30 protein-coding genes and 2 pseudogenes are annotated in these 23,158 nt (G+C 56.3%); 14 read left to right on the top strand and 18 right to left on the bottom strand.

Annotated features, from left to right (window positions below):
• The first annotated feature begins 309 nt into the window (after positions 1-309).
• On the top strand, positions 310-2,178 hold the full coding sequence (locus tag ACPOL_RS28440) for an alpha-amylase family glycosyl hydrolase (RefSeq protein WP_114210156.1): 1,869 nt from the start codon (positions 310-312) through the stop codon (positions 2,176-2,178).
• Positions 2,179-2,257: 79 nt separating this feature from the next.
• Positions 2,258-4,207: a hypothetical protein gene (locus tag ACPOL_RS28435; RefSeq protein ID WP_114210155.1), complete on the top strand. Its 1,950-nt coding sequence runs from the start codon at positions 2,258-2,260 to the stop codon at positions 4,205-4,207.
• Positions 4,208-4,505: 298 nt separating this feature from the next.
• Here ACPOL_RS28435 and ACPOL_RS36620 read toward each other — a convergent pair whose 3' ends face one another.
• From ACPOL_RS36620 to ACPOL_RS33765, 3 genes are all read right to left on the bottom strand, one after another.
• Entirely contained in the window at positions 4,506-4,784 is a 279-nt protein-coding gene (locus ACPOL_RS36620) for a transposase (protein WP_414633394.1), read from the bottom strand.
• Between the two features lie 57 nt (positions 4,785-4,841).
• The gene (locus ACPOL_RS33770) at positions 4,842-4,982 is read right to left on the bottom strand and encodes a hypothetical protein (protein WP_161557608.1); all 141 of its coding nucleotides are present in this window, start codon (positions 4,980-4,982) and stop codon (positions 4,842-4,844) included.
• A 130-nt stretch (positions 4,983-5,112) separates the two neighbouring features.
• Positions 5,113-5,268 (bottom strand): hypothetical protein, encoded by a 156-nt coding sequence (locus tag ACPOL_RS33765; RefSeq protein ID WP_161557607.1) that lies wholly within the window; start codon positions 5,266-5,268, stop codon positions 5,113-5,115.
• A gap of 173 nt (positions 5,269-5,441) precedes the next feature.
• Here ACPOL_RS33765 and ACPOL_RS28415 point away from each other — a divergent pair, with 173 nt between their 5' ends.
• Positions 5,442-5,669, top strand: a complete 228-nt coding sequence (locus ACPOL_RS28415; protein ID WP_114210152.1) for a hypothetical protein — start codon at positions 5,442-5,444, stop codon at positions 5,667-5,669.
• Here ACPOL_RS28415 and ACPOL_RS28410 read toward each other — a convergent pair.
• Positions 5,666-6,426, bottom strand: a pseudogene (locus ACPOL_RS28410) (SDR family oxidoreductase). The gene ACPOL_RS28415 and the pseudogene ACPOL_RS28410 overlap by 4 nt on opposite strands.
• A 22-nt stretch (positions 6,427-6,448) precedes the next feature.
• Complete coding sequence (locus ACPOL_RS28405) at positions 6,449-6,820, bottom strand: darcynin family protein (protein ID WP_114210151.1); 372 nt, start codon at positions 6,818-6,820, stop codon at positions 6,449-6,451.
• A 59-nt stretch (positions 6,821-6,879) separates the two neighbouring features.
• On the opposite strand from ACPOL_RS28405, the gene ACPOL_RS28400 reads away from it, so the two are divergent.
• The 5 genes from ACPOL_RS28400 (at position 6,880) to ACPOL_RS28380 (ending at position 9,150) form a co-directional block, all read left to right on the top strand.
• The gene (locus ACPOL_RS28400; RefSeq protein WP_114210150.1) at positions 6,880-7,524 is read left to right on the top strand and encodes a TetR/AcrR family transcriptional regulator; all 645 of its coding nucleotides are present in this window, start codon (positions 6,880-6,882) and stop codon (positions 7,522-7,524) included.
• Between the two features lie 161 nt (positions 7,525-7,685).
• Positions 7,686-8,012: a hypothetical protein gene (locus ACPOL_RS28395; RefSeq protein ID WP_114210149.1), complete on the top strand. Its 327-nt coding sequence runs from the start codon at positions 7,686-7,688 to the stop codon at positions 8,010-8,012.
• A 2-nt stretch (positions 8,013-8,014) separates the two neighbouring features.
• Complete coding sequence (locus tag ACPOL_RS28390; protein ID WP_114210148.1) at positions 8,015-8,236, top strand: hypothetical protein; 222 nt, start codon at positions 8,015-8,017, stop codon at positions 8,234-8,236.
• A gap of 12 nt (positions 8,237-8,248) precedes the next feature.
• On the top strand, positions 8,249-8,950 hold the full coding sequence (locus tag ACPOL_RS28385) for an amidohydrolase family protein (RefSeq protein WP_114210147.1): 702 nt from the start codon (positions 8,249-8,251) through the stop codon (positions 8,948-8,950).
• Complete coding sequence (locus tag ACPOL_RS28380; protein ID WP_114210146.1) at positions 8,866-9,150, top strand: amidohydrolase family protein; 285 nt, start codon at positions 8,866-8,868, stop codon at positions 9,148-9,150. Before ACPOL_RS28385 ends, ACPOL_RS28380 begins: the two co-directional genes overlap by 85 nt.
• Before the next feature lie 180 nt (positions 9,151-9,330).
• On the opposite strand, the gene ACPOL_RS28375 is transcribed toward ACPOL_RS28380, so the two are convergent.
• The gene (locus ACPOL_RS28375; protein ID WP_114210145.1) at positions 9,331-10,251 is read right to left on the bottom strand and encodes an alpha/beta hydrolase; all 921 of its coding nucleotides are present in this window, start codon (positions 10,249-10,251) and stop codon (positions 9,331-9,333) included.
• A 245-nt stretch (positions 10,252-10,496) separates the two neighbouring features.
• On the opposite strand from ACPOL_RS28375, the gene ACPOL_RS28370 reads away from it, so the two are divergent.
• Complete coding sequence (locus ACPOL_RS28370; protein WP_114210144.1) at positions 10,497-11,162, top strand: SDR family NAD(P)-dependent oxidoreductase; 666 nt, start codon at positions 10,497-10,499, stop codon at positions 11,160-11,162.
• A 25-nt stretch (positions 11,163-11,187) separates the two neighbouring features.
• On the opposite strand, the gene ACPOL_RS28365 is transcribed toward ACPOL_RS28370, so the two are convergent.
• On the bottom strand, positions 11,188-12,021 hold the full coding sequence (locus ACPOL_RS28365) for a dienelactone hydrolase family protein (RefSeq protein WP_114210143.1): 834 nt from the start codon (positions 12,019-12,021) through the stop codon (positions 11,188-11,190).
• Positions 12,022-12,035: 14 nt separating this feature from the next.
• Entirely contained in the window at positions 12,036-12,806 is a 771-nt protein-coding gene (locus ACPOL_RS28360) for a nuclear transport factor 2 family protein (RefSeq protein WP_114210142.1), read from the bottom strand.
• Between the two features lie 79 nt (positions 12,807-12,885).
• Here ACPOL_RS28360 and ACPOL_RS28355 point away from each other — a divergent pair, with 79 nt between their 5' ends.
• A complete protein-coding gene (locus ACPOL_RS28355) occupies positions 12,886-13,278 on the top strand; it encodes a winged helix-turn-helix transcriptional regulator (protein WP_114210141.1) in 393 nt (130 codons plus the stop codon).
• A gap of 87 nt (positions 13,279-13,365) precedes the next feature.
• Here the strand turns inward: ACPOL_RS28355 and ACPOL_RS28350 are convergent, their stop codons facing one another.
• On the bottom strand, positions 13,366-13,929 hold the full coding sequence (locus ACPOL_RS28350) for an FAD binding domain-containing protein (RefSeq protein WP_201758987.1): 564 nt from the start codon (positions 13,927-13,929) through the stop codon (positions 13,366-13,368).
• Between ACPOL_RS28350 and ACPOL_RS35900 the strand changes: the two are divergent.
• A pseudogene (locus ACPOL_RS35900) lies at positions 13,928-14,253 on the top strand (recombinase family protein). The gene ACPOL_RS28350 and the pseudogene ACPOL_RS35900 overlap by 2 nt on opposite strands.
• A 243-nt stretch (positions 14,254-14,496) precedes the next feature.
• Here ACPOL_RS35900 and ACPOL_RS28340 read toward each other — a convergent pair.
• Positions 14,497-15,102, bottom strand: coding sequence for a siphovirus Gp157 family protein (locus tag ACPOL_RS28340; protein ID WP_150133157.1), 606 nt, complete (start codon positions 15,100-15,102; stop codon positions 14,497-14,499).
• A gap of 700 nt (positions 15,103-15,802) precedes the next feature.
• On the opposite strand from ACPOL_RS28340, the gene ACPOL_RS28330 reads away from it, so the two are divergent.
• Together ACPOL_RS28330 and ACPOL_RS28325 are read left to right on the top strand one after the other, a co-directional pair.
• Positions 15,803-16,672, top strand: a complete 870-nt coding sequence (locus tag ACPOL_RS28330; RefSeq protein ID WP_114210137.1) for a DUF488 domain-containing protein — start codon at positions 15,803-15,805, stop codon at positions 16,670-16,672.
• Between the two features lie 5 nt (positions 16,673-16,677).
• A complete protein-coding gene (locus ACPOL_RS28325; protein WP_114210136.1) occupies positions 16,678-17,469 on the top strand; it encodes a hypothetical protein in 792 nt (263 codons plus the stop codon).
• 253 nt (positions 17,470-17,722) lie between these two features.
• Here the strand turns inward: ACPOL_RS28325 and ACPOL_RS28320 are convergent, their stop codons facing one another.
• The 8 genes from ACPOL_RS28320 to ACPOL_RS28280 form a co-directional block, all read right to left on the bottom strand.
• Positions 17,723-18,286 carry a PRTRC system protein E gene (locus ACPOL_RS28320; protein WP_161557605.1) on the bottom strand — a complete coding sequence of 188 codons (564 nt, stop codon included), beginning with the start codon at positions 18,284-18,286 and terminating at the stop codon, positions 17,723-17,725.
• Between the two features lie 18 nt (positions 18,287-18,304).
• Positions 18,305-18,436, bottom strand: a complete 132-nt coding sequence (locus ACPOL_RS35580; RefSeq protein WP_275066498.1) for a hypothetical protein — start codon at positions 18,434-18,436, stop codon at positions 18,305-18,307.
• A 217-nt stretch (positions 18,437-18,653) separates the two neighbouring features.
• Complete coding sequence (locus ACPOL_RS28310; protein WP_114210133.1) at positions 18,654-19,463, bottom strand: PRTRC system ThiF family protein; 810 nt, start codon at positions 19,461-19,463, stop codon at positions 18,654-18,656.
• Positions 19,464-19,524: 61 nt separating this feature from the next.
• The gene (locus ACPOL_RS28305; RefSeq protein ID WP_114210132.1) at positions 19,525-20,184 is read right to left on the bottom strand and encodes a Fic/DOC family protein; all 660 of its coding nucleotides are present in this window, start codon (positions 20,182-20,184) and stop codon (positions 19,525-19,527) included.
• Positions 20,185-20,493 carry a hypothetical protein gene (locus ACPOL_RS28300; protein WP_114210131.1) on the bottom strand — a complete coding sequence of 103 codons (309 nt, stop codon included), beginning with the start codon at positions 20,491-20,493 and terminating at the stop codon, positions 20,185-20,187.
• Between the two features lie 169 nt (positions 20,494-20,662).
• Positions 20,663-21,364, bottom strand: a complete 702-nt coding sequence (locus tag ACPOL_RS28295; protein ID WP_114210130.1) for a PRTRC system protein B — start codon at positions 21,362-21,364, stop codon at positions 20,663-20,665.
• Entirely contained in the window at positions 21,315-22,457 is a 1,143-nt protein-coding gene (locus ACPOL_RS28290) for a hypothetical protein (RefSeq protein ID WP_150133155.1), read from the bottom strand. Before ACPOL_RS28290 ends, ACPOL_RS28295 begins: the two co-directional genes overlap by 50 nt.
• 107 nt (positions 22,458-22,564) lie before the next feature.
• Complete coding sequence (locus tag ACPOL_RS28280) at positions 22,565-22,777, bottom strand: PRTRC system protein C (protein ID WP_114210127.1); 213 nt, start codon at positions 22,775-22,777, stop codon at positions 22,565-22,567.
• 77 nt (positions 22,778-22,854) lie between these two features.
• Here ACPOL_RS28280 and ACPOL_RS28275 point away from each other — a divergent pair, with 77 nt between their 5' ends.
• The gene (locus ACPOL_RS28275; protein ID WP_114210126.1) at positions 22,855-23,145 is read left to right on the top strand and encodes a hypothetical protein; all 291 of its coding nucleotides are present in this window, start codon (positions 22,855-22,857) and stop codon (positions 23,143-23,145) included.
• The last annotated feature ends 13 nt before the right edge of the window (positions 23,146-23,158 follow it).

Raw genomic sequence — 23,158 nt, 5'->3', positions numbered from 1 at the left:
AAGGTGAAATGGAACGCAGAGTCGGAAAGCGGCTATGCAGACCACGAAACGGCCCGAGTGCGGCGCAGATAGCTTGCCGTCCGTGAAGGCTTGATCCCCAGGAGACTCAAAGTAAAAATAGCTATAGCGTGAAGACTGTCCCTTTGCGTAAATGTAGGCAAATCGGCAGACCTCATCTCCTCGTGCTTTCAGGGTCTTGATGTAAGCTCAAATAACCGAACTTCTCATCTGACCCGGGCCACGTCGTTTCTAGCTTGGTTGCATCAGTGCTGTCTGCAGCGCATCTTCCGCAGTCCTGAGGAGCCGTCAATGCCGCCATCGCAACGCCCGTTCATGGGCGCTACACCGTATCAGGATGTTGCCGCTTCGGGAGTAACATTCAGGGTCTGGGCGCCCTTCGCCGCTGACGTCTTCGTAGCTGGAACGTTCAACAACTGGTCGTCTGACAACGATGCTCTCTTTTCGGAGGGCAACGATTATTGGTCAGTCGATATTCCGAATGCGCTGGTTGGCAACCAGTACCTGTTCTATCTGCAAAACCCTCAGGCTCCATCCGGCTGGCAGCCGTGGAGAATGGATCCCTACGCCCGCCAAATCATACGAAACGGCCAGGGAACCCTGAACGGCGTGATCGCCGCAAACAATGAGGCGCTCGCCGATGTTCCCGGCTACACAATGCCGAACTGGAACGAGATGGTGATCTATGAGATCAACGTTCGTACATTCGTCTCCGATTCCGGAGCAGCCTTTACGGACCCAAATGGCCTAAAGACAGGCTCTTTCGCATCCATTGCGGCGAAGCTCGACTACCTGCAAGGCCTCGGCGTTAATGCCATTGAGTTAATGCCGCTCTTCGAGTTCGATATCCCGCTCGACGCCGGTTACAACTACGCCTACATGTTCGCGATTGAGCATGAGTTTGGCGGCCCAGACGGCTTCCGCGAACTTGTCCATCAAGCGCATCAGCGCGGTATCGCCGTAATCGTCGACGTTGTCTACAACCATCTCGGCGCGGACGCGGACACGATGTGGAAGTTCGACGGATGGTCAGCCTCGCCAGAGTTTGGCGGGATTTACTTCTACAACGACTGGCGGCGCGAGACGAGTTGGGGCGACCGCTTCGACTACGGACGCGGCGAGGTCCGGCAGTACATTCGCGACAATGCCCTGCGTTGGCTGGAGCAGCGCTACGCAGACGGTTTGCGCTGGGATTCTGTAGGTTCAATTCGCAATGTCTACGACAACAACAATGATCCGGCCCATGATCTAAATGATGGCTGGTCGATTTGCCAATGGATAAATGATCTCATCGATCAGAGACAAGGCTGGAAGATCACCATCGCCGAAGATCTCAAGGACAACGAATGGATTACCAAATCCACAGGCGCCGGCGGAACTGGCTTCGGCGCACAATGGGGCATCAGCTTCTTCTGGAAGCTCCACGATGCGATGACCGCACAAGACGACAGTGCTCGCGACATGCAGGCTGTCGCTTTCGTGATCGGGCAAAGTTATAACCAGAATGCCTTCCAGCGAGTTATCTACACAGAGTCTCACGACAGCGTAGACGCAACCGCCAACCCGCCGATGGCGCGGGTGCCTGAAATGATCTGGCCCGGCAAGGCCGATAGCTGGTTTTCGAAGAAACGTTCGACACTTGGTGCAGTTGCTCTCTTCACCTCGCCCGGCATCCCGATGCTCTTCATGGGACAGGAATTTCTCGCATGGGGTGCGTGGAACGTGAACTACATGATGGACTGGGCGCACGCATGGCAGTTCACTGGAATCACCAACCTCTATCGTGACCTCATTCACCTTCGCCGCAATTGGTTCAACAACACGCGCGGACTCCGCGGACAAAACACGAACATTTTCAAAGTGGATAACACATCGAAGGTTCTCGCGTATCACCGCTGGGATCAAGGCGGTGCTGGAGATGATGTGGTCGTCATCTTGAACTTCGGCAACCAGGGATGCACAAACTACTTCTTGGGTCTTCCCCGACCGGGCCTCTGGAAGGTTCGCTTCAACAGCGACTGGAGCGGATACGACGCATACTTCGGCAACTGGTTCAGCTACGACACGACTGCTACCAGCGGTGGAACGGACAATCTCCCATATGTCGCCAACATCGGGATAGGACCATACTCCGCGATCATCCTGTCCCAGGACGCGTAATTGGCCCCTAACTTACCCCCAACAGCGGTCCCATGAGCAGAACCACCGATAGACGCATCACCTGTACAGGAGAACAACGATGAGCATCTCCACTAGCCTGCAGCGAATTGTCGTCGCTTCGATCTTTCTGATCTCTATATCCTCCCTTTCTGCGCAAACCATAGTGCCATGGCTGACTCACTCTATGGACAACGCCCGCAGCGGTTGGAATTCCCACGAAACGCAGCTGACACAGGCCTCCGTCGGCACGAAGGGCATTGTGCGAAGCACCATCATTGCCTTGGGGGGAAATGACGCCCGCGGCATGGAAGCACAGCCACTGATCCTTCCACAGGTCACCACTCCACTCGGCGTGCGCGATGTCCTTGTACTTCCGTCAATGGCCAACGTCGTTCGCGGCGTCGACGCCCATGATGGCTCCGGCATCTGGCAAACTGTCCTGGGAACACCAATAACCGGCACCAAAGCCATCGACATGTGGCAGATCAACCAGTTCTGGGGTTGTTTGTCCACCGGCGTCATCGACCCAGACCTCAAGCGCCTCTACCAGGTCTGCTGGATCGTGCCCAACGCACAGGGCACGCCGCTGCCTCCAGCGCCCGCATCGACTGAGGCCAAAGTTGCGCGCTATTTCATGTTCGTCCTGAATGTCGGCGACGGCACGCTGGTCGCCGATCCTGTCATGATCCAGGGCACAAGCAACGGCGCAGACTTCAACGCATTTCCTCGCAAGCAGCGCTCGTCTCTCCTCGAGACCGATGTAAACGGCCTCAAAACGGTCTTCGGCTGCTCCGGGACCATCAACGAAACCGATCCCGGAGCCGCAGGCTACTGCTTCGCTTTCGACGTCGCCACCGATAAAGAGACAGCGCTCTTTGCCACAACTTCCGGCGCAGGTGCCGGAATTTGGATGGCCGGCCAGGGTGCTGCGGCCGACCCTGACGGCAACCTGTACGTCATTACAGGCAATGGCGATTTCGATGGGGCCGCCCAGTGGGCCGAATCGTTCCTGAAGCTCCACTACACTCCGCCCTCCGCTCAGAACCAAGGCGGCATTCGCGTCGTGGACCACTGGACACCTTGGACCGACCTAGCCCGTAGCAGCGGCCAACCAGCTCCTCAGGGAAAGCTGGCGGGCGTCAGCGCTCCTAGTGAGCCGATGATGGCCATGAATCGGCCTGTTGGGGCCTCCATGAACATGTCCTTCAAAGGCGCAGTCACCAAAAGCGCCGTCGATGCGAAGGGCAATCTGGTTGTCCGTGTGTATCCCAAGATTCCTACTGGAGATTGGTCTGACGAAGACTGGGGCTCGGCAGGCCCAGCGTGTATTTTTTCCCTCGGCATCTGTATAGCCAGCGGCAAGGACGGCATCGCCTACCCAATCAAAACAGCTTCCATGGGCGGCACCACTCTGAAAGACCTGAAGAATCCGCCAGCCAACTGCACGAAACTCGCCGGGCCGCCTGTATGGCTCACCGTAGATCCTGGCCCCGTGGATCCATGCCCGAAAGATCCTAAAACGCTCAACTTCTTCCCTTGGGGTGTCACCGCGCACATGCATATGACGCCGGTACAGTTCTTTGACCCGCTTCTGCAGGCATGGACCATCTTCGCCTGGGGTGAGAACTATCAGCTTCACAAGTGGAAAGTGTCACTGAACGGTCAGCTCACCTATCTAGCCCAAGGGAACCAAGTCGCCAGCATCGAGACCCCGCACACCGCTACCCACCATGGCGGTATGACCGGCGGCTTCTGCTCAGGCTCCAGCAATGGATCCGATCCCAATTCCGCCATTCTCGTCTGCACAATCCCCTATAACGACGCCAACCAGGATAAGACCAACGGGCGCCTCCTAATCTACGATCCGATCCACCTGGCCGCCGATGGCTCCTTGAAGCTACTCTGGGATTCGCAGGCGCAGGGCATTCCGTTTCTTTTCAATAAGTTCAACCCGCCAATCATTGACGGCGGACAAATTTACGTCCCGAATTACAGCGGGGGCGTCGATCTTTACCGCCTGACACCTTAGCGGAACGCTGCTTAAGTCCGGAGAAGCCGACTTTTATGAGCAGGTCAATGGTGGCAAGGATTGTTCTTTGTTTTTTCCTTCATAGGGCTTTTGCTTTGGTTGTTGTTCTTGGTTTCGTCGCTCTCCACCGTGTTTCTATTCGCACTCTTGATGAGCTGTATTCATGCAAGCTCGGTGCTGGCTGGGGGGAGAGGAGAGTCGATGCTGCCATCTATCGGTCGGCCTCGAAGGCCGAAGTCGGCTCGCAGTCGGAACACGGTGTCGTTGCAACGGGCGAACATGTTGATCTCTCAAGCAGCTAGTTCGTATAACGGCATATACGTAGCTTGGGTCCCCCAGAGATGATGAGCATCACCGCAAGCTTGCGGGCAACGGCAACGACGGCCTTACTTCTGGCCTGCTTGCCACCTCGGGCGGCTAGGCGCAGGCCCCACAGTCGTAAGACCGAGTCTCGTCCGTGCGGTCGAAGAATGTGATTGGAGCACTCGATCAGCAGACTTCGGAGATAGGCGTTACCGGCGTGGGTGATGCCGAGCTGCGGGTCATGATCTCCAGACCGACTTCGACGCGGTCGCAGACCCAGATAGCACCCGACGTCGTCGACTTCGTCCGAACCTCTCTTTACTTTCGAGCGTCAAACGAAGGTTAGGGCGGTCTCTGGATACTCGGTTCGGCCGAGCCGTTGGATCTGCCGATCGTACAGCTTGATCTTTACTGTCATCTCCGCGATCTGCTGAAGTACCGGACCGAGCGCCTGTGCCAGTGCAGTCGGCATAACGGCCAGGCTGCGCTGGGCCAAGCACGTTGTGGCGGAGGTAGGCGTACGGGGGCCGGACGACTTCGTCAGACCACGAACGGCATTCAACGAAGCGGTAGCAGTCGCACCAGCAGCGCTCGCGCACGGATCAGAGTTGGAGCCTGCTGTTGCTCGACGGTGCGATGGCAATCGGACCAAGGATGTTCGGATCAAGTCGGGCATATGTTGCCAGTTTCTCAGCATCGACCTGATCGCTCTTCCGGTCACTGTGTGAGATCGCCCGCAACTCGCGAACGTTTGCCACGATGACTTCGTGACCTAGTTCCTGCAACTACGCGCTGATCCAGATCGAGTCTGTTCCAGCCTCCATCGCAACCCGCGCTGGAGCCACGTCGGTGAACCACTTTTCGATGGCCTCGGGGTAGTTCTTAGGCGGCCACGGTCGACCACTTTTCCGTCCTGGTTGAGGGTGCAGTAATGACTCCAGACGTCGCCAAGGTCGATGCCGATCGTGATCTCAAACTTGGACTGTCTGCGTGGGACTTCAGCGATGAGGTGCTGCGCTGGCTTATTCATGGGACCAGTCTGCGTCCCCCTTCGGAGGACCTGCTCATCGAATTTATCGTAAGAATCTGGAGGCTACTGCGCAGCGCTTGCCACGCTACACAGAAGCATCCACATGTGGAAGCAGCGATCTGCTCCTAGCGTTCTTGTGCGGCCATCCATCCATCGTTGTACTTGCGAAAGAAGGTATCGTAATCGCCTCGCTCTGCAAAACGCATGGGCTTCGATCGTTCTGAAACGATTTCCGCTGCTGCCGGTTGGTCGCGCAGCAGCTGGATCGTCTCGGCGATGTAGTCCTTGAGCGGCATCGCTTTCGGGTTCATCCCACGATCCCCCTGCAAGTCTGTTTGCACCCACGGAGGAATGATCTCAACGACCTCAATGGAAGAGTCTTTGAGCTGATAACGAAGCGACTGCGTATAAGAATGCATCGCCGCTTTGCTTGCGCAATACGACGGCATCCTGGCCGCAGGCAGCATCGCCAAAGCCGACGATACATTCAGAATGGCGCTGCACGGTTGAGCGAGCAATTGATGCACCAGTGCTGCCGTCAGCCGCATAGGCCGAGCAGGTTTGTATTGATCATCGCTTCAGCATCGGCCATGTCACCAGAGGTGAGGTCTTCGACCTTCTGGATTCCCGCGTTGTTGACCAGCACATTTAGGTTGGGAAAACGCGTACGGACCTTAGTTGCGAGTTCTTCGGTGCTGGCCGGAGCATCTTGATCAAACAGCAGGTACTCCATGCCGGCATTTGCCGATGCGACTGCCTGCAAGACGCCCTCGCGCCGCCCGGCGATGATCACACGATTGTTAAAACGGTGAAATGCCTCGGCAAGGCCCCGCCCAATGCCGGAGCCTCCACCGGTGATGAGTACGGTGTTCCCTGAAATCTTCATGATGTTCCTTTCTGTATAACTCTCAGGCTGAGACACCGTCCCGGTCATAGTTGCGTGCGTAGGCATTCTCCACACCTGCGAGGATCTCGACGATCGAGAAGAAGCGGTCCCATAGTGGCGTCTCCCGCAACTCTTCGACGACCATCTCGTAGGCGTGCCGCGATTTCGCTTCCCACATCCAAACGTCGGTGACGCGTGTGGAGAAAAACTCTGTGTCGAAGATGCGGCAACGAACTTCGTCTTCGTATTTCTTGAGGATTGGTTTCATTCGTCCGTTGAAGTGAGTGAAGCGTTCCGCGACCGGCATCCCGAGCCACTCCGGCATGGTCTTGACCAGCATAAAGACCGTAAGGTCGTCGTGTGTCTGGTGCTGTGTCTTTTCATTGGAAGTCATTCCGTGTTCTCCTTGAATGAGGATATGAGCATTTGCTCACAAAGGGTACTCGCGTTCTTATGACCAAAAAGCAAGCCGCTGCCGAAGCTCTAAAGCCAAGAAAGACGCCGCTGCAACAGCGTTCTGCGGAGACCGTCGCTGTCGTCCTGGAAGCCGCTGCTCGCATTCTGGAGCAGCGTGGATTCGACGGTTTCAACACAAATGCCATCGCCGAGTGTGCTGGAGTGAGCATCGGCTCGCTATATCAATATTTCCGCAGCAAGGATGCACTGCTAAGTGGGCTCATTGAGCGCGAAGTCGCTCCGCTACTTGCCGTCGGCGAAGGTCTCGAACAACACTCCACCTTCCGTGCGGCGCTCAAGTCGTATATCGGCGCCTCGATCCGCCATCAGATGAAACGGCCGAAGCTGGCGCGGCTTATTGATGTCGCGGAGAAGCGCGAGGCCTTCAAGAGCCAGGTTTCCGGGACGACCTCGCGTCTGCAGATCATAATGGAGAAAATGCTCTCACTACCCGACGCGCCGAAGGTGCCGAACCATGACGTCGCTGCGGCAGATCTGCTCGCACTGATGCGCGGTCTCATCGACGCGGCAGGCGAACGGGGAGAAGGCGAATCCAACGAATTGCTACAGAGAACCGAAGGCGCTGTCTGGGGATATCTGCGCTCGTATGCGAAGAAACCTTCTAAAACGCTCCGAACATGAGTCGAATGGATAACTACCGATAAACGCAGTTTTCGCCAGTTATGATCTTGATGATCACTAAGTGGCCGAAGCACGTGTCAGGCCCCGGGGACTGGACGAGTGACTCGGCCTGTTGTCAATCTAGGAGCCGTCACGAAGACCCCCGACCATATACTGAGGGCATGAATCATCCGGTCTTTATCACCTGCCTGATCCGCAACCTTTCTCCAGTTGCTGAGCACTCATACCGTATGCGAATCGGATCGCGGCGCCACGCCCGTCCGATGATCTTCCTTGTCCTTGCAGTCGCTGGCGCATATTCCCTTATGGTCCGCGCGCAATCACCGGAGCGGCAAACTGCACCGCAGGTGGAAGAAATTCTTTTCCGCGATGTGACCCTGATCGATGTCGTTGGCGGCAGCGCGCGGAAGGGCATGGATGTCCTGGTTCATGGAGAGCGCATCGAGCGAATTTTCCGGACGCAGAGGCTGACCGCAGCCTGCTGCTGAAGGTGAAGGTCGTTTCACTTACCGGACGCTTCCTGATGCCCGGGCTGAACGACGCGCATATGCATCTTGCCACTCCGCCAAACCGGCGTCAGGCCGAGGCGATCATACGGCGCGACCTGTATGGTGGCGTGACCGCCGTACGCGACATGGCGGACGACTTGCGCGGTGTAGGCGAACTTACGCGAGCCAGCCGTGCGGGAGAAATTGCCGGACCGGACATTTAATACGCCGCTCTCATGGCCGGCCCAAGCTTCTTCGCTGACAAGCGCAACATTCAGGTATCCGCTGGCGGCGTGCCCGGTGCGGTTCCCTGGATGCAGGCTGTCGGAGACGACACGGATGTTAGGCTTGCGGTTGCCGAGGCGCGTGGCACCTATGCCACTGCTATCAAGCTCTACGCTGATCTCTCAGGTGAACTTGCTGCAAAGATCACGCAGGAGGCGCATCGCCAACACCTGCTGGTTTGGGCGCACGCCACGCTTTATCCGGCGCGGCCTTCGGACGTCGTCGCCGCAGGTGTGGACTCCATCTCGCACGCCTGTCTTCTTGTGCGGCAGCCGCAGGAACACATACCCAGCTGGTCGGAACCCCATCCACCTGTTGCGCTTGGTCCATTCCGTGACGGTCGCAATCCCGTCCTTGCCCCGCTCTTCGCAGAAATGGCGCGGCGCGGAACCATTCTAGACGCCACGGTCTGGGCCTACAGCCCAGATACGGCCGATTCCTCCTCTTCCCCGGCTCTCCCGCCGGGAAGTTGCGACGACACCGTAGGAGGCGCCATCACCGGCCAGGCCTATCGTGCTGGCGTCCCTATCGCTGCGGGAACGGATAATATTGCCGACTGGGAAGATCCATGGCCGGATCTGCTCAACGAACTCGCGGAACTGGCAAGCAATGCGCGCAGCCCATCAGGGCTGTGCTGCAGTCAGCGACCATAATAGCCGCGCGAGCCGCAGGCCAGGAACGTGACATGGGCAGCATCGAGCCCGGCAAGCTGGCGAATATGGTTGTACTTGATCGCGATCCGACACTAAGTCTCAGTAATCTTCGGAGCATTATGTTCACGGTGAAACGTGGACGTATCTTCGAACGTAGCGCCTTTGTACCTCTGCGTGACGGCGACATTACAGATCGTTGAGCGTCCGGGAGTATGTCCGAGACGGCCGAGGCCCCTATTCCAACCTGAGCGCGCACTCGAAGTGAGAGTCGAAGAAACGGTTCTGGATTCACGCGAAATCAGTTATGCGCTCCTCCAATAAGCAACGAAAGTAGATTCTTGCCTCAAAATAGCAACTCTCCCCACTGAGTTGTACAGGAGCTATCTGCTGGCTAGTGCGCTGGGAGGAAATAGGAACCGCATAGCGGGTCCGAAACGCTCGCTCCAATATCGATCCTGATGCTGCCCACCCTGCTGAACGGTCAACTGTACCTCTGGATGGTTCATCAGGCTCTTCTTCATGTTCTCAGCAAGCGTTCGATTCATCGCGACGAAGGCGTCGTCGAAATATGGAAACCCATGGTCCGCAGCCTCCGACGGTGGCACCTCCGTCGTGCCCACTCCGATGGAGACACGCAACGGCCCCTGCACGATCAATGAGGTCTCCTGCAGCGCTCTGCCGTTCCCGTTCTGCAACGAGGTACTCTCAAGGAGACCTAGGCCGAAAGTATCCGGCAGGTCGAGTAGAAGCGTCAACGCCGCGAGCGACCCTAACGATGCTCCGCCTACTCCTCGGTGAGTTCTGTCACTGATGGTTCGAAAACGTCGATCGATGAGTGAAACAACCTCGGCGTTCATGAACGCGGAGAGCTTCTGCGGGGCATCCGCCATAGCGCTATAACGGGAGTACTCCTCCTCGCGGTGACCGGGACCGGAATTATCGATTCCGACCACAATCAACGGTTGCACGGCTTTTTGGTCGACCAGGCCGGTCATGATTTCATCGACGTGCCACTCCTCCTCGCCGGGACGCGTCGTGCAGCGATCAAACAGGTCTTGTCCGTCGAAAAGATAGAGCACAGGATAACGCTTCGTCGCTGATTGCTGCTCCGAGTAGCCGGCTGGCAGCCAAACGCGGAGGAAGCGTTTGTCCCCATACACCTTGCTCACAAGTGGGACTACTTCAAGTGTTCCCGTGACCGTGCTCTTACAGGGTGGGGCAGGACTTTGCGCGATCAGCGTCGATCTAATTGTCGTTCCGATTAATATCAGGTTGAAAACGAAGAGCAAACGAATGAACATCGGCGCCTCCAATCAGCTTTGAGAAGTATAGAAGGCGTCGTATCACGGAATTGCTGTTCTGAGTCTCACTGCCATCCTTCTCAACGAGTGCGTTGGCCTGATATCGTCACTTGAGAACGCTTGGCCGTGGATTGCTTCCGGAAACCCGAATTAACGAGACTCCATGAGGGTGATTGTGCACCGCCGGCTATGTCCGTTCCAGCAGTCTCATGCGATGCATATGCTGATGGGGCGGCGTTCCGAACATTCGGTGGTACTCCCGGCCGCTGAAGCTGGATGTAACGGATGCTGAGCGTGTTCCGCAGGCGGTGCGCGAGGCATTCGAACACTTCGGGCGCCTGGATGTCCTGGTAAACAACGCCGGGTACAGTCTGATCGCAACAGCGGAAGAGACGACGGATGAGCAAGTCCAATCTCTTTTCAACGCCAACTATTTCGGCGTCGTGCGAGTCCTCCGTGCGGTTTTGCCCCTGATGCGGCAACAAAGAAGCGGGCACATTCTGGGAGTCACCAGCAGCCTTGGCGTAGTACCAGCGCCTTTGATCGGGTTCTACTCTGCCACCAAAGCGTTGCACGAGACCCTTGCCAAAGAGGTTGCGCAGTTCGGGATCAAGGTCACGATGATCGAGCCGGGTGCTTACGCGACAGAGTTTGGAAAAAGTGCCACGCGTGCGGATGCCATGGGAGTGTACGACACATTCCGTAACGAGTTTATGGCGGGCCTGATGTGGTCCTCAACGACCGACCGACTTGTAAGGACAGACACGCAGCGAAACTCATCCTGGCCAGGAGCACGCGGCTCCATCGAGGGCCGAATAAATTGCCGCAGACTTGTCTTCTCGACCGAACTAATCCTTGCAGTCACGCGGCGGACCATACATTCTCGGTACCGATTCTTTCGAGGCAACTAATCTAGACACAGGCCAAGCCTGCTGCCTATAAACTCCGAAGTTCCCGCAGCCATGCCAGACAGCGATTCCAGCCATCCAGAGCAGCGGTCTTGCGGTAGCTGGAACGATAATCCGCGACAAAGGCGTGGCCCGCTTCCAGGTAGATCTGTATTTCGGAGCGCTTTGCCGCTTCGCTACCTTCTTGGAGAGCAGCCTGCATGTCCTTGATCGTTGCCAGTGAGATCGCGTCGTCACTGCCGCCATACAGGCCGAGTACCGGCGTCTGCAAGCTGCCGATCAGGTCGATCGGATGCTTGGGATAGCGATCAAGGACGCCGCGAAATATATCGCTTCGCCTGCCATCCAGTATGCCGTACCATGCAACCGCCGCGTTGAGCTTGCGATGAGAGGCATAGAGCCAAGTCCATCTGCCTCCCCAACAAAAACCGGTAACGCTGGCCTGCAAAATATTCGCACCCTGTTCTTCAGCCCATTGCACGGTAGAGTCAAGGTCTGTCATCACCTGATCGTCCGGTATCTTCAGGAGCAGATCCTGTACAAGCACCGAAATATCGTTAAAACTTTCGGGATTGCCCTGACGAACCATCAAGTCGGGAGCAACAGCGAAATAGCCTTCCTTCGCAAAACGCCGGACGACGTCGCGAATGTGCTCATGCACACCGAACGCTTCGCATAGAAGCAGCAGCAAGGGCGGATCCGGTTGGCCTGCAGGCCGTGCGAAGTATGCGGAGATAGTGCGATCCTGCGCGGGAATATCAACATCACCCACGGCCAAACCATCTACAGAGGTGACGATCACCGTCTCTTCCTGCAACGGTCCAGCCGCCGGGTTAAAGAACTTAACATTCTCGTTCGGCATCTCTCGTGATTCCCTCAAAATTTCCCGTTTTCGTTCTGCCACTCAGAGAACGGTGGGATTTCCTGAAAAATTTCCCAGTGCTCCGAGATGAACCCAGCGCTCAATCGATATAGGTCGTAGAGTGCGGTTGGCTTGTAGTCAAGCGTGCCTTCACTCATGGCAAGGACCATGTTGCCTTGTCCAAGAATTCTGTGGACGCGTTCGTACCGTAGTTCTCCTTCATCTCTCCGACAGCTTAGACGGTGCAGCAGAGCATGTATGCCATCGCCATAGTGCGGGCTGTGTTGAATCAATTTACCTTCGTGGAAGAACCTGCTGAGTCCATCAAGCTTCCTGTCGATCAACACTTCGGAGGTGAAGTGTTGCACCAGGACGCGGTTTTGCTCTGTTCGATCCAACTCGGATAGCTCCGTCTCGCCGTCAGTCATGGTGTGGCCGCTGCTATTGGTCTCCGGCGGCGTCGAGCAAAGATTGTCCCAATGTTCAACGATGCGGTCGTTTTCCCAGCGATGCACTTCAAAGCCGACCATGGGTCCCCAGTCACCGAGCTCGTAGTCTGCATGCACGATGCTGTAATCGCCATCTTCAAACAAACGCACAACATTAGCCCGTGTCCGTTCTGGGGGAAGCGCGTCCATGAAGGCAAGTATCGGCTCCAAACCGTCGCCGATGTGCACATTGTGCTGGATGTACTTTCGAGAATCGAAGCTCGCAATCGGTAAGCGTTCGCCGCTCGCAATGCTTCGCGTAATGGCGGCCGTGCGCTCTGCTTTACTTAGGTGCAAGTTAAATCTCCGCACCCAGAGTAACAATGGCAGCATCAAACTGTAAGTAGGTACTTTCTGGTTCCTGTCAAGATTGCTTATGCGCCCTCTACTTTCCTCTTGTCCCGCCGAAAGAACTTTAAATCTACTCCAAGGTAGATGGAAAATTTTTATTTTGCATCATCTCTTTGCAGGCGAAGCGCGCCACTCTGAGTTGCGACGGTCTGTGGAGAGCAGCGCCGGTCCAGTCAGTCAGAAGATGCTGACGCAAGAACTGCGCACTCTTGAGCGTGACGGCCTTCTCTTCCGCTCTGTCACGCCGGGCAAGGTGCCAAACGTTCGCTACGGACTAACCAACATCGGGCTCGAGCTGCGTCCTATTCTCGAAAGTATGGTGCGCTGGGGGTACGACTATGAACTCAACAGAACATGCTCGGTCACTCAGCCCACCTGTCTTTTGGGTGACGAAATGCTAAAGGCATCAAGGGAGTAGTAACGAGAAACGCCGTTCTCGGAGTGACCTCAATGAGTGATAAATCGCCGGAGTCACTTATCGAGAAGGGGGCGGACCCTCAGGCGCTCATGCTCTTTGTGGCATGTTTTGGTGCATGTCGCGTGTCGCAAGGTTCACGGCCACAGCACAATAGTTTGTTAAGCCGTTCCGATTTTTAGAGCGTTTTATCGAAGGTGATCGGCAGGTCTCGCACACTTTTGCCGTGGCGTTGTACACGGCGTTTGCAACTGCCGCACCCACGCCCGTGATGCCGATATCTCCGACTCCATGAGCACCCATGGGCGCGTGAGGATCAGGGATGTCGGTCCCAATCAAATCGATGGGAGGAACATCGTAGAAGTAGGTGTAGAGTGTCCGTTGCAAAATGTTTCCGGCGACTGTCGCCATATTGCGGATCTGCCCTGAGGCACCAGCGAGAATGGCCCGAGCCAGCAGCGGGTAACGAGTCCGGATCGATTGGTGCTCGGCCACGACGGTATTTTTTGCAGCGGCACCGATCAGGATGCTGCCGTCTTCACGCTCAGTGATAGCGCACGAGAGGCCCGTGACATCCACCACCGCCGATGGACGCTCGATGGTCTCGCGCAGCTTCACGCGTACCGGAGGCTCTGTTCCGTGGTGAAATCCCATGAACGGAGGCATCCACCCTGAAGACGGCGGGTTGCGAGCGAATGCGCCACGAAAAGGCTATTGGAACCGTCCCGAATTGCAGCGCGTGCTCGATCAAATCCGTAAAGAAGAAGTGCGGGTTGTCTGGAAGCTGGACCGGCTTTCGCGATCCCTGCGAGATCTGCTGACGATATGGAGTGAATTCAGGAAGCGAAGGCAGGCTTCCGTAGCCTCAAGGAGGCGATTGACCCTACGACGCCGGCAGGCCGAATGATGATGCAGATGATTGGCTCGTTCGCAAAACCCGAGCGAGCCATGCTTCGAGAATGCCTCCGCCGCTTTTGAGCCGTCCTTCAGCAAATGCCCGAAATGCGATGTGCCGTTCTGCGTCTCTTCTTCCGGCACGATAGACGTCGGCCATCTAATGGCACCGGTTCCAGATCGTCTCCGGTCGGAAGCTGGCGGCGATCTGGTGCCAGTATCCCCGCCGACCAGATTGTCTAAGGGCGAACCACCATGCGGCGGCCATGGCATTCGAGGATTACGATCCCGTCCCTATAGAGACCATTGGGATCGCGTTAGTTTTGCTCAGGCGACCCGTAGATGGTATCCACGCTTGACCTCTACTCCTGGAACCTCTTCGTTCCTCGAAACAGCCGCTCTGATTGCGGTGGTGTCGGGGACCTTTCCTTCGATCGCCCTCACGAACGCGAACGCCAATTCCTCTGGCAGGAATGAAAGAACCGTTTCCCACATCGTGCCGTCGACGTTGAGATGAATGCGCTGGCAGGCGAGAGGGACCAAGGACTCGTCGGTAATTCTTACAGAGTCCTGAGAATTAGCCTGAATTCGGAATGTGTACTGATGCCCCTCAAGCCTGGGCAGGCCGCGTTTCATGAGCAGGTACATCACCATAGATTTGGTCCGTTTCAGGCTGCCCTCGGCAGCGCGTGCACGGTCCAAAAGCCGGGCGGCTTCCTGTCGACAGCACTGCTCTCTGAACTCCATCATGCGAACGAAGTGGCCTATTTTGTCAGCCTTTTGTTCATAAGCGCGGCAGAACGCCTCAAAGCGTTCCATTAGTTGTGCCGGAACTTCCTCGTTGGCCACATTGAGCGCTTCAACTTCCTCAATAATTTCCTCTAGTTCAGTGTCGATCTCGAGAATTGAAAGCTTGTCTGGTAAAGCTGTCATAAAGTCTTCCTTGTCGCGGGATGGACATTGCAACAATGCGTTCTGTTTAGCGGCGGTTATGAGTTGCTGCAATACGGCTCTGGCCGCGGAGTGCGCAAGGCGGTCTGCTGCAGTTTGCAGCGGATGGTCACTGTGGCCTCTGATCCAGCGCCACCGGATCTTCAAACTCCGGTCCGGAGCGAGCAGTTCTTCCCAATGTACCCGATGCCCCACAGAGCGCCCCCTTTGCGGTTCTTCCACTCCTGCCTCACCCAATGGTGAACTTGGAACCGCATGTCGCGAATGAGAGGTTCAGAGTCGGAATACAACTCGATCTCTGCGCCCAGAGGTAACGTCTGCAATGGGCAGAGCGCTGCGAGAAAGTTCCATTCCGACATGCAAGTGGGTGGAGACTTTCCTGACAACTCCCAACGGTTTCTGCCGTGGAGCACAATTGCTCCTCAGCCACCGGGCCACGGGTTTCCGATTGCGGAGCCGTCGACGTAGATGTGGTATAGGTTTCTCACATGGGCCGCTCAATGGTGATCGGAGTGGACGAATATTACATATTCGCGTCAGTACCAGTAGAGTGCTGCGATGCCTGTTCGAACGTTTCGAGCACCGAAACGCCGGTTTAATAGCGCTAAATGAAAGATTGACCGGTGAAGTTATCTGTTCTCGCATGGGGCTCCTCCCGGCTGCCGCGTAGAATCAGGTCAGTATGATCAATCGTCAACGCGCCTTGATTCGCCTTATCAGCAATGAGGGAGGCTGCATCACGAAGCTCAGGCTCGTTAAGCTGTCGTTTCTGCTGCAAGCAACAGCGCAGAAGCTTCCCCGGCCCAGCCTCTACGAATTTGTTCCGTATCATCACGGCCCCTACTCGTTCACACTTACGCACGAGCTTCGAGCGGTCGAACGGGACGGTTGGATCCGGATTTCCGATAGTGAGGTGAACTTGCTCCGGAATGCAGATGCTGAGACTTCTAAATTGGGATTAGGCGTCGCTAAGGAGATTGATCGATTATCGCGTCGTTATCAGAATGTTACGACCTCAAAGCTGGTATCGAGCGTCTACAGTGAGTACCCTTGGTACACGGCTAAAGCCAAAAATCCATCCCTTAGACGGACCGAGGTTCCGATCGCGCAGCCTACGATCTTCACTGTCGGATATGAGGGACTCATGCTGGACGGTTTACTCGATCTACTCCTCCGCAACGGGGTGAAACGATTGATAGACGTTCGGCGCAACCCGGTGGCACGTCGATTTGGCTTCCATAAGAGCACGATGCAACGTCACTGCGATGATGTGGGGATTGCTTACAACCACGTCCCTGAACTCGGAGTGCCGTCAGAGCAGCGGACGGATCTCGACGATGCAAAATCCTACGACCGGCTGTTCGATTACTACGAGAAGGCGATCTTACCCGCACAGCAAGCGGCACTCAAGTCAGTTTCGTCGATGATTCAGCAAGAGCCCTCGGCGCTGATGTGTATGGAAGCGCTCGTTGCCTGCTGCCATCGCGGCAGGCTTGCGGCAGCGGTTGCGAAGATGACGAATCTCAAGGTCAAGGAGCTGCGAATTTCGTGAAACCCATGTTCTCTGAAACCAACGTGCTGATCACGGTGATGACTTACCCTCATCCCTCTCACAGGCATCAGGAGTTGGTCTGTACGGCCGGAATCACTGAAGCGGGAGATTGGGTCCGTTTATATCCAATTGATTATCGCTACAGGCCGAATCATCAGCAATTCAAGAAATACCAGTGGATCAGGCTGGGTTTGGCGCCTCGGGGCTTTGGAAACGACGAACGGAAAGAGAGCCGTCAACCAGACTTAGAGTCGATTCAGATACTGGGAGAACCTCTCAGCACCGATAAGTCATGGGAGGCACGGCGCGCTATCATTGATCGGCTTCCGCACCACACGAGGATTGGCCTTGGATCGCTCTACGACACAGACCGTACATCCTTGGGTATCGTCGCTCCCTCCGAGATTCTGGATTTGACGATTGAGCCGGCGGAAAGAGACTGGAAGCCGGAATGGCAGGCCGTCCTGAGTCAGTTCAATCTCTTCTACGGGCAACCGAAAGCCCTAGCCAAGCTCCCCTACAAATTCAGTTACGTCTTCCGTTGCTCAGATACAGGCGTCCGACCTCATTCTGCAATGATCGAAGACTGGGAGCTCGGTGTTCTCTTCTTGAAAGAGAAAGAGCGGCTAGGTAGTGAAGAAGCAGCTGCACAGAGCGTGAAGAAGAAATACTTGGATGAAATTTGCGCTGCGGGGCGGGAGACCCGGTTTTTCATGGGAACTGTATTCCCGTACAACACTTGGGTTGTAATTGGCTTGTACTGGCCTCCGAGGATTCAACAAGCCCGCTTGTTCTGAACTATCGTGCCAATCGATTCTAAACGCCAGCTCTCCGAAGGCTCTTCAGAGTGAAGGGGCTTCGGGTCCCGTTTCTCTGAGGCTAATTCTGTACATGTGGATCTGGGGCTCTTCCAAATCGATCCATTGTTCTTCCTATTCTCGGTAAACTCGGTGTCAAATGCGATTCCGGAACAGCTAGAAGAGCTCCATCGTGGTCTCCATCAGACGTGTTGGCTAAAGGGCACGATGGAGCCTTTTACAGCGAAGTGCATCAAGCTGCCGCGTCAAGATCGTCGGTATGCTCTCTTTGCGAGTCGATCTCGCTGAGGATTTCGTCCTCGTCTTCCGCGCCAGCGGTACGGACGGCCTTGCTTGTTTCGGGAACGGGCGCTGGCATCAACGCAGGCGAGAGATCGAACAGGCTTGGGCTGCGCGAGGGCGCAGGCTTCGGAGTCGCGACGGGCCCCAACTCTTCGGCAGACGGCATTCCGCTAATCGCGGGACAATCCTTCTTGCCGGGATTGGAGTTGTTCTTCGATTTCGCGCGTGCCTCTTCCTGGGCAGTCTTTGCCGCCGCGTCCATCTGCGCCTTTGCGCTCGCGAGGGTATTGTTCAACTGCAGGTGTGCGGCCACATAATCGGTCAGCGTTTGGGGCAACTCGGTATCGAGTTCCTCGGCGGTCCCGGTCACGCTCAGAGGTGTTGTGAGCGCTTCATTCTCTCCGTCCTTCAGCTTCTTCGGGACCACGTTGACGCGTATCTGATCGTGTTCGAGATGGGTCACAGTGAGCAGCACAGCACGATGGCGCAGATAGGGAGCAAGTTCACGGAACATGGAATCCTCCATAAAACATCAGGTTTTCGGCACAGGATTGTCCCATGCGCAGGTGTATCGGTCTGCCAGGGCCGAGTCTTTCTCGTATGCCTCAGGATCGTTCTCTCTCATCCAGAGGTAACGGTAGACCTGGGTCACAGCGTTTTGCATGAGGACCTTCATCTCGGCGTCGGTGATGCGAGAGTATGCCGAGTTGTCTGCGCAATGAGTGCAAAGCTTTCCGGTATGAAGGTCTTCGAGGGGCCGTTTCGAAATGCAAACAGGCAATTGTTTTGGCATCTCGTGCGATATGGGGATCAGTTAATGTCATCGAGGCGATACTCCTATCGCCTCAACGATAACCCCGCGAGCTTCCGCAACGAGTGAATTAGGTAGGACGCGAGGTAGGTCTTCGTCTCCGCCCACGCTTCCACATGTCGGGATCGATTGGAAGTGAGCTCATCTGCCCGGTACGGGCGTTGAAGAATCCGCCGTGATACGTCAGCGAACCATATCGGAACAGTTGGGCGAGCATCGCGAGCGCACTCGAAGCGAGTGTTTGATTGACGAAGGGTTCTTGGCGATCAAGGGCTTCGACAGCGGAGCAACTGGGCAAGGGACTCTCTCCGGCTTCGACGTCCACGATCTCGGGATAGAGCTCACTTACGGTGCGCAGTCGCTCTGCCTTTCTTCGATTGCGCTGATTGAGCGGCTGTCCCAACACATACTGTCCGCTCGCCGCATTGTTACCGAGATCGAGCCAATAGCAGCACCGGCTCAGACCTCGGTGGAATGCAGCATCGATTGCCCTCCTGCCGGCCCTGGAGTCAACGCAGCCGATTACCACATCGAACGGCCGATCGTGAGCGCGATCCAGGGAACGCTCATGGAAGTGGTTGGGGACAGCCGACCAGCGCGTTCCCCAAAAGAGATTGATTCGGTTGATCAATATGGTTGCTTTGTTTTGTCCGACGTCGGAGACCGAGAAGGGCTGCCTGACGCAGTTGGTAGGTGAAACTGTATCGGCGTCCATCAGGCTCACGTTCAAACCGAAGGAATGTCCCCAGGCACGCATTGCCTGATCAAGATAGGGCAGTCCCATGACGATGGAACTGCCAGTGCCCCCAGCGCCCACCACGAGAATGCGGATAGGACGCTTACCAAGCAGATCGGGCGGAATCTGGTGTGCAACACGCATGATCTCCTCACTTCTGCGCAAAGCGGCGCTGTTCGAGTGGGAACAGAAGAAGTCCTTACTTTTACGAGGCCGAAGGCGGACCTTTGAAGTTCACTCGGAGTCGCGAGGCTGTGCTCTCAACAGAGAGAACACCCTCTTGCAGAAAGGGCAACACAAACTGGTCCATGGTGGCCTTGCCCGGCTGCAACAACTCTCTCGTGAGGGTTTCCAGAAATTCCGTCTTGTCCATCGCTTCCCACTGGATGTGAAAGCCCGCCCGCCGGGACAGCTCAGCAAAGATGGTGAGGATGGTTCTGCCATTGCCTTCAAGAAAAGGATGAGCATGGGCAAGATAGCCAAACACTTCCCCCGGATGGCCGCGCAGGTAGTTCCTATCTTGTCCCAGATGGAGAGCGTGTTCTGCGGCCCGCTGCACGTCGGCTGGATGAGCAAATAGTGTCTTGTACCCAGCCTTGACGATCGCGATTGTGGGCGCCGTGGTAGAACGATCCTGACCTGCCCAGGGATAGACCGATTGAAACAAATTTTGGTGTGTTGTTGTGACGTGTTCGTAAGTGATCGATGGAGCCTTGCGAAGAGATCGAACGACGTGCACGATCTCCTGTTCGAAAGCCGCCGTCTCAAGATGGCCAATGAGATTGAGGTCCTTTTCCTGATAGTGGTTGCGTAGGTAACCCGCAGTCTCGTAGTCCCCAAACGGATCGAGGACGAGAAGTTCCATCTATCGGAGGTAATGGATCTGGAGGAGACCTCTTTGGAAAGAGGAGATGACACCGGCCCGGCCCAGCGCCACCAGCAACTCCTCGATTGGATCGAGATCCACCACGCCGTCAGAAAGGCGGGAGACTGCCTTGACGAACTTGTCGTTTGGAAGACGGCGGACCGAGACCCCGCGCTCACGTGCAGTCGATTGTGCCCATTCAGCGATGTCGCGCCGGCTGCGAGTTGCAACCTGGCGGATTTGCTGGTCCGAAAATTTTGGAGTCCTGCGTGAAGGCTTCGCGACCAGTACTCCGGTAGATGCGATCATCGGTTCTCTCCTCCTTACAGTCTATCAATTCTGCCTCAGTTTCTCCTAGAAGAATTTCATTCCATCTGGAGAAAGTAGCCGACGTAAACTGAAGAAAACAGGCATCTTGTTCGGACTCTGCATCTCTCGCTCTTTGTAGATTCCGCACATTGCAGAGCAGGAGTTCCGATCACTTGCCGCGGACGAACTGCGCCAATGTCTCCGGCAACTCAATCAGGCACTTCGTTGGGAATGGTTTACGCTTTCCGGCAAGTTCGTTCCACATGGCCGCGAAGCCCCCGGCATGTTTCGTGAGCCGGGCTACGTTGCCATGGGTGAATGCGCTTTCGTAGAAGCCTTCCTCCCAATCGATAATGGCAGCCACAGTAGCAGACTCCGGACAACGCATTGATCCAAGACAAACCTGCCCGCTATGCGAAACGTTCCAGAAGGGAGCGAATGCAAGCTTGGTGATTGCGGCCGGCCGCCTGTTCTCCCTGAGGGCGCGAACCGCCAGTGTCCCACCTGATACCCGCCAGACGAGAGGCGGCTGGGGAAATGTCTTCCCGTTCAGTTCGGTGGCCTTGTCCTCCGTATTCCTATAGAACATCTGGCGCTCGCGCCGCGGAGTCCACCAGACGAGCGTTTGATCTCCCGTTCCAAGGACATGCTCCGGCAGAACCTCTAAGTCGCAATTCCGCCTGAGGGACCGGAGCAGCGAATCGACGAAGTTCATGGTGAGCGGTTGTGCAGGCCCTAGCGTGGGAGATGCCCCATCATGTCGCAGGACGCTATGTTGGGTGATGAAGCTCTTCTGACCGCTTTTGTAGATCAGTAGTGCCTCATGCAGTTCGAATCGATGAGTCTGACCGATCGAGAGGTGTACTTCCATGATCTTTCTCCCACTCCTGGAGTTCTTCAGCGAGTTCAAACAACTCTTGATTGAAGAGAAGGAACCGCGTTACGGAACGAATCGCGTTACGGACTTCGGTCGGGTTCTTGGGGTCGAAGAACACCAGCAATGCGGGCTCGGAGGATCCCTCAAGCATGTGCTGTCCCTCTTCATCGAAGCATGCGGTGATCGCGTCTCGCTCCTGAAACGCCACCAGCAGCGATGGGAGCGGCGGCGAATCGTAGTTGAAGGTGTCGAGGTACTCTCTCTGCGGTCCTACGTTCAGCCGTGCGAGCCTCTGCATGCGCCTCAGGTGCAACAGCCAGCTCTTGTGTTTGCTCTTTTGCGCCTGATGCAGGCGGCATCGGGCGTTCTGTCTTCGCCCTCGATATTCCGCCTTCAGATCTCGGCGGATGCACTCCGGTAAAGCCTTCTCGACCTCGGGAAACTCATACTGCTGGTCGGCATCTTCCTCGCCTTCGGCCATCTCTCGCATTCCTTCCTCATACTGAAGGGCGTCTTCGTGGTCATAAATGCGCATCAGTCGGTAGCAGGAGTAGATGAACTCCCAGTAGAAGGCCGCGCCCAACCCTTCGGACTCTTTCTCGAGCGCCTCGATTGCCGGCCCGATCTTGAGGTAGCCGCATCCGCTGCACTCGATCGTTACCGCCAGACGTCCACCGGGGATCGGTTCGGGATCGCCATACGACTCGACGGAATCGCTGATCGCAAGATGAAACTCAACGTTCCTTTTGAATAGATTCCATCGCTCCTCGCCAATCCTTCGCATGATGGAGTTCTGTGCGAAGACAAGGCACTTCTTGCCGCACTCCTTCCAGCTCTCGGCGGTCCCAAATCCCTCCCTCACCAGCCCCGCGCATAGCTCGTAAAGAAGCGTGGCTCCCTCTTCGTGGTTGTACTCGAGCGCGGCTCCGTCAAGGGTGGGAAGGGTGTGGAGACAGGGCGGTGCCAGCGTGGCTACGCCAACGGCACCAGCAGCTCCGAGGGTGGCTGGAGCCTCTGGCCTCCGCGTTCGGCGTACTGAGGAATGGCGTCGACGAGGATCTTCGCTAGCTCGACTGACTCTTTGCATTTGAGGTGCCTCACCAGTAGCTCGGTGCCTTGCGTAGGTGGTGCCCAGATCATCTCAGCGAAGACCTTCAGAAGGTCTTCCGAGGTTCGGACAGGAGACGCCATGACTTAGCCTTTCTCGCCGATGGCTCGGACAAACTTGTAGCGCAGAGCGTTGCCAACATCCTCCGGCCCTTGAACCGAGGCAGTCGCTATCTCTGGAAACCGCGGCGTAAGCAGATCGCGCACCTGATCGACAGAAAGGTGGGGGCCAGGATCAGGAATACGGATAGCGTTGTAGTAGAACTCGCGCAAGAGAACTTCGGTCTTAAGAGCAGGCATTACTTGAGCTCCTTGGATTGGATTGATTGGTTTGAGGTGCGGGACAGACGGATGTAGGCTCGTATCGGGATGACACGATGAAAACGGAAAAGAAGACCGGGCTAAAAGGCAGCCTGATCGTAGCTGGTGTGTGCACGTTGATGCTCTGTGCCTGGAATAAGCAGTTCGGTCGAGTCGTCGGCTTGCTGTTTTATTCCTTTGTGCGTCACGGGGTCCAGGCCACGTTGCCGGACCACCGCTCGTTCGCACTGTTGGTGCTTTTCTTTGCGCTCTATGGCTGGAAGCAGATGATCCGCTCACTGCAGAAGGACGCCTGGCAGCGCTGCAAGGACCTTCTCAGCGATACCTTCGTCCCGCCCCTGGCGTAGTCCATTGCCAGAG

Source organism: Acidisarcina polymorpha (assembly GCF_003330725.1).
Lineage (GTDB): Bacteria > Acidobacteriota > Terriglobia > Terriglobales > Acidobacteriaceae > Acidisarcina > Acidisarcina polymorpha.
Note: the sequence above shows the minus strand (reverse complement) of the source record. Positions and strands in the feature narration are given on the sequence as shown.

Coding starts and splice junctions, on each gene's coding strand:
- ACPOL_RS28440 (WP_114210156.1), top strand. CDS start 310: ATGCCGCCATCGCAACGCCCGTTCATGGGCGCTACACCGTATCAGGAT.
- ACPOL_RS28435 (WP_114210155.1), top strand. CDS start 2,258: ATGAGCATCTCCACTAGCCTGCAGCGAATTGTCGTCGCTTCGATCTTT.
- ACPOL_RS33770 (WP_161557608.1), bottom strand. CDS start 4,982: ATGCCGACTGCACTGGCACAGGCGCTCGGTCCGGTACTTCAGCAGATC.
- ACPOL_RS28415 (WP_114210152.1), top strand. CDS start 5,442: ATGACTCCAGACGTCGCCAAGGTCGATGCCGATCGTGATCTCAAACTT.
- ACPOL_RS28405 (WP_114210151.1), bottom strand. CDS start 6,820: ATGACTTCCAATGAAAAGACACAGCACCAGACACACGACGACCTTACG.
- ACPOL_RS28400 (WP_114210150.1), top strand. CDS start 6,880: ATGACCAAAAAGCAAGCCGCTGCCGAAGCTCTAAAGCCAAGAAAGACG.
- ACPOL_RS28395 (WP_114210149.1), top strand. CDS start 7,686: ATGAATCATCCGGTCTTTATCACCTGCCTGATCCGCAACCTTTCTCCA.
- ACPOL_RS28385 (WP_114210147.1), top strand. CDS start 8,249: ATGGCCGGCCCAAGCTTCTTCGCTGACAAGCGCAACATTCAGGTATCC.
- ACPOL_RS28380 (WP_114210146.1), top strand. CDS start 8,866: ATGGCCGGATCTGCTCAACGAACTCGCGGAACTGGCAAGCAATGCGCG.
- ACPOL_RS28375 (WP_114210145.1), bottom strand. CDS start 10,251: ATGTTCATTCGTTTGCTCTTCGTTTTCAACCTGATATTAATCGGAACG.
- ACPOL_RS28365 (WP_114210143.1), bottom strand. CDS start 12,021: ATGCCGAACGAGAATGTTAAGTTCTTTAACCCGGCGGCTGGACCGTTG.
- ACPOL_RS28355 (WP_114210141.1), top strand. CDS start 12,886: ATGCGCCCTCTACTTTCCTCTTGTCCCGCCGAAAGAACTTTAAATCTA.
- ACPOL_RS28350 (WP_201758987.1), bottom strand. CDS start 13,929: ATGGGATTTCACCACGGAACAGAGCCTCCGGTACGCGTGAAGCTGCGC.
- ACPOL_RS28340 (WP_150133157.1), bottom strand. CDS start 15,102: ATGACAGCTTTACCAGACAAGCTTTCAATTCTCGAGATCGACACTGAA.
- ACPOL_RS28330 (WP_114210137.1), top strand. CDS start 15,803: ATGATCAATCGTCAACGCGCCTTGATTCGCCTTATCAGCAATGAGGGA.
- ACPOL_RS28325 (WP_114210136.1), top strand. CDS start 16,678: ATGTTCTCTGAAACCAACGTGCTGATCACGGTGATGACTTACCCTCAT.
- ACPOL_RS28320 (WP_161557605.1), bottom strand. CDS start 18,286: ATGTTCCGTGAACTTGCTCCCTATCTGCGCCATCGTGCTGTGCTGCTC.
- ACPOL_RS35580 (WP_275066498.1), bottom strand. CDS start 18,436: ATGCAAAACGCTGTGACCCAGGTCTACCGTTACCTCTGGATGAGAGAG.
- ACPOL_RS28310 (WP_114210133.1), bottom strand. CDS start 19,463: ATGCGTGTTGCACACCAGATTCCGCCCGATCTGCTTGGTAAGCGTCCT.
- ACPOL_RS28305 (WP_114210132.1), bottom strand. CDS start 20,184: ATGGAACTTCTCGTCCTCGATCCGTTTGGGGACTACGAGACTGCGGGT.
- ACPOL_RS28300 (WP_114210131.1), bottom strand. CDS start 20,493: ATGATCGCATCTACCGGAGTACTGGTCGCGAAGCCTTCACGCAGGACT.
- ACPOL_RS28295 (WP_114210130.1), bottom strand. CDS start 21,364: ATGGAAGTACACCTCTCGATCGGTCAGACTCATCGATTCGAACTGCAT.
- ACPOL_RS28290 (WP_150133155.1), bottom strand. CDS start 22,457: ATGCAAAGAGTCAGTCGAGCTAGCGAAGATCCTCGTCGACGCCATTCC.
- ACPOL_RS28280 (WP_114210127.1), bottom strand. CDS start 22,777: ATGCCTGCTCTTAAGACCGAAGTTCTCTTGCGCGAGTTCTACTACAAC.
- ACPOL_RS28275 (WP_114210126.1), top strand. CDS start 22,855: ATGAAAACGGAAAAGAAGACCGGGCTAAAAGGCAGCCTGATCGTAGCT.